Here is a 3,418-nt window from a genome sequence, read left to right as displayed (position 1 = left end):
CTGCGGCGCCTGCTGTTGCCGCTGCTGCTCCGGCGGAGTCCGCACCAGCCGCAGAGGCCCCGGCACCGGCCGTTGTCGCGGCAGCCACGCCGCCAAGCGACGTGCCCGAAGTCGTGTCGCCCAAGCTCGAACATGCCGACGGCGCGGTCGTCATTCGGCGTAACGATACGCTGTGGCGGATTTCAAGGCGCGTCTATGGTCACGGCGTGCGCTACTCCACCATATACCTCGCCAACCAGGACCAGATCAGGAATCCGAACCGCATCTGGCCGGGGCAGGTATTCAAAGTCCCGGAAAAGTCGAAGGAAGGTGAAGCCGCCGACCTCAAGGCGATGGGCGAGCAGGCGACCACTGCACCGGCGAAGACGCAATAGCGAGAGATCGGCAATTCCGGCGATCTACCCATCGGCCTAGCTTGCCCTGTCATCGCTCATCGTCTATCGCCGATGAACGATGACAGAATACATCCCCGTATCAGACCACGCCGCCTCGGCGGCGCCTGGCTGCATGCCGGACAGCCGCCTTGTCGCGGCGCGGTTCGCAGCGCTTGCGCATCCGGCGCGGATCGAGATACTGAGGCATCTGTCCGCCAGCAATTCCTGCTGCTGCCGTGAGGTTGTCGACCATTTCGATCTGGCGCAGTCGACCATCTCCCAGCATCTGAAAATATTGGTCGAGGCCGGCCTTGTCCGCTTCGAGCCCGATCGTCAACGATCGCGCTATGCCGTCGATCGCGCGGCACTTGCCGACGTATCGGCGTCGCTCGGCGCGCTCATCAATTCCTGCTGCTCCGGCCGCTGATCCTCTCACCCAAAAGGCAAGAAAAGTGGCCGAAAAAACCGTCTCCGCCGACACCTCGACACTCACGACATTGCGTAACCTCTGGCCCTATATGTGGCCGGCCGACCGCGCCGACCTTAGGGCGCGGGTGACCTGGGCGACGCTGTTGCTGGTCGTGGCCAAGGTGACGCTGGTCGCCGGTCCCTATTTCTTCAAATGGGCAACCGATGCGCTGGCGGGAGGCTTCAAACCGCCCCCGCCGCTGCCGTCGTTCATGCTCGCCCCGGTGATGCTGGTCATTGCCTATAATGTGCTGAGGCTTGTCCAGCTCGGCTTCAACCAGCTGCGCGACGCTCTCTTTGCCCGGGTCGGCCAGCATGCGGTGCGTCAGCTCGCCTTCCGCACCTTCGTGCACATGCATCAGCTGTCGCTGCGTTTTCACCTGGAGCGCCGCACCGGCGGCCTGTCGCGCATCATCGAGCGGGGCACCAAGGGCATCGAGACGATCGTGCGCTTCATCATGCTGAACACGGCGCCGACGATCCTCGAATTCGCGCTGACCGCCGGCATATTCGGTTTCACCTATGGCTGGAAATACGTGGCCGTGGTGGCGATCACCGTCTGCCTCTACGTCTGGTTCACGGTCAAGGCGAGCGACTGGCGCATCTCGATCCGCCGCGACATGAACGACAGCGACACCGACGCCAACACCAAGGCGATCGACTCGCTGCTCAATTTCGAGACGGTCAAGTATTTCACCAATGAGCGCATGGAGGCCGAGCGCTTCGACCGCTCGATGGCGCGTTACGAGATCGCCGCCACCAAGACCTGGACCTCGCTCGGCTGGCTGAACTTCGGCCAGGGCTTCATCTTCGGCGTCGGCACGGTCGTCGTCATGTGCATGTCGGCGCTGGAGGTGCAGGCCGGCACCCAGAGCGTCGGCGATTTCGTTTTCATCAATGCCATGCTGGTGCAGCTTTCCGTGCCGCTCAACTTCATCGGCTTCATCTATCGCGAGATCCGGCAAGGGTTGACCGACATCGAGCACATGTTCGATCTGCTCGACGTGCCGCAGGAGATCGTCGACAAGCCCAACGCCAAGCCGCTGGCCGTGAGCGCCGGCAAGGTCGAGTTCCGCGACGTCCACTTCTCCTACGATCCGAACCGCAAGATCCTGAAGGGCGTCTCCTTCGAGGTGCCGGCCGGCAAGACCGTTGCCATTGTCGGGCCGTCGGGGGCGGGCAAGTCGACCATCTCGCGGCTGCTGTTCCGCTTCTACGACGTGCAGGGTGGCCAGGTGCTGATCGATGGCCAGGATGTGAGGGATGTGACGCAGGACAGCCTGCGCGCGGTGCTCGGCATGGTGCCGCAGGACACGGTGCTGTTCAACGACACCATCGCCTACAACATCCGCTACGGCCGTGTCAGCGCCGGCGAGGAGGAGGTGCGCAAGGCCGCCGAACTCGCCCAGATCGGACCGTTCATCGAGAAGCTGCCGGACGGCTACAAGTCGATGGTCGGCGAGCGCGGGCTGAAACTTTCCGGTGGCGAGAAGCAACGCGTGGCGATCGCGCGCACCATCCTGAAGGCGCCGCCCATCCTGATGCTCGACGAAGCCACTTCGGCGCTCGACAGCCACACCGAACAGGAGATCCAGGCCGCGCTCGACCTGGTCAGCAAAGGCCGCACCACCATCGTCATCGCCCACCGCCTGTCGACGGTGATTTCGGCCGACGAGATCATCGTGCTCAAGGATGGCCAGATCGCCGAGCGCGGCACCCATGTCGAGCTGATGCGAAAGCACGGCCTCTACGCCTCGATGTGGGACCGCCAGCGCGAGGCGACCGAGGCCGAGGAGCGGCTGCGCATTGCCCGCGAAAGCGACGAACTGGGTGTCGTCGTGCGCAGGCGCACGTCGGAAGTGTCGTAGTCGGTGGAGTGCCAATCTCCCCCCTTGTGGGGGAGATGCCCGGCAAGGCAGAGGGGGGCTGTCCCGCGGTCATCTCCGGTTTCTTTCGGAGCAGGCGCCGCTGTCTGGGCCTTTCCACAAATCAATCGAGAATCCTGCTTGACCTCAACTTAAGTTGAGATTGTAGACCGTCGCTCGAGAGCCGCGAAACAGCATCCTCGAGGACGAGACAAATGGATATGAGCGTTACGAATCAGAACGTTAACGGCAGCAGCGTGTTCAGGGTCGACAAGTTCGTCGTACCCGCCGCCGCGCGCGAGGAGATCCTTAGCAAGGTCAGGACGACACACGAATTGCTGCGCCAGCAGCAGGGTTTCGTGCAGGATTTCCTGCTAGAGCAATTTTCGGGGCCAGGTGAATTCAATCTGGTGACGATCGTCGAATGGGAAAGCCAGGCGGCCGTCGACAAGGTCGTGCCGATCGTCAAGGCGGCGCAAGAACGCGTTGCCTTCAACCCGCAGGAGACGCTCGCCCGGCTCGGCGTCAGGGCCGACATCGCCAACTATCAGCGGGTTCCTGGGCTCTAGCCCGGCCAGCCGACACCGGGTGCCGGCGCTTTAATGCCGAGCACTTGGCCGGTGCGGGCATCGCTGACCATGTGCTCGAAGCCGCGCCATTCGGCGGCGGTGATGAACAGCGTTTTCCTGTCCGCACCGCCCAGCATGCAGG

The 3,418-nt window shown here is 63.4% G+C and carries 4 protein-coding genes; all 4 read left to right on the top strand.

Annotated features, from left to right (window positions below):
* Positions 1–374, top strand: a 374-nt coding sequence (locus EOA36_RS31200) for a LysM peptidoglycan-binding domain-containing protein (RefSeq protein ID WP_189553449.1), incomplete at its 5' end; no start/stop codon positions are given.
* Between the two features lie 133 nt (positions 375–507).
* The gene (locus EOA36_RS31195; RefSeq protein ID WP_127280730.1) at positions 508–801 is read left to right on the top strand and encodes a metalloregulator ArsR/SmtB family transcription factor; all 294 of its coding nucleotides are present in this window, start codon (positions 508–510) and stop codon (positions 799–801) included.
* 25 nt (positions 802–826) lie between these two features.
* Positions 827–2,710, top strand: coding sequence for an ABC transporter ATP-binding protein/permease (locus tag EOA36_RS31190; RefSeq protein ID WP_127280729.1), 1,884 nt, complete (start codon positions 827–829; stop codon positions 2,708–2,710).
* A 218-nt stretch (positions 2,711–2,928) separates the two neighbouring features.
* Complete coding sequence (locus tag EOA36_RS31185; protein WP_127280728.1) at positions 2,929–3,276, top strand: antibiotic biosynthesis monooxygenase; 348 nt, start codon at positions 2,929–2,931, stop codon at positions 3,274–3,276.
* The last annotated feature ends 142 nt before the right edge of the window (positions 3,277–3,418 follow it).

The sequence above is a fragment of the Mesorhizobium sp. M8A.F.Ca.ET.021.01.1.1 genome (assembly GCF_003998025.1).
Lineage (GTDB): Bacteria > Pseudomonadota > Alphaproteobacteria > Rhizobiales > Rhizobiaceae > Mesorhizobium.
Note: the sequence above shows the minus strand (reverse complement) of the source record. Positions and strands in the feature narration are given on the sequence as shown.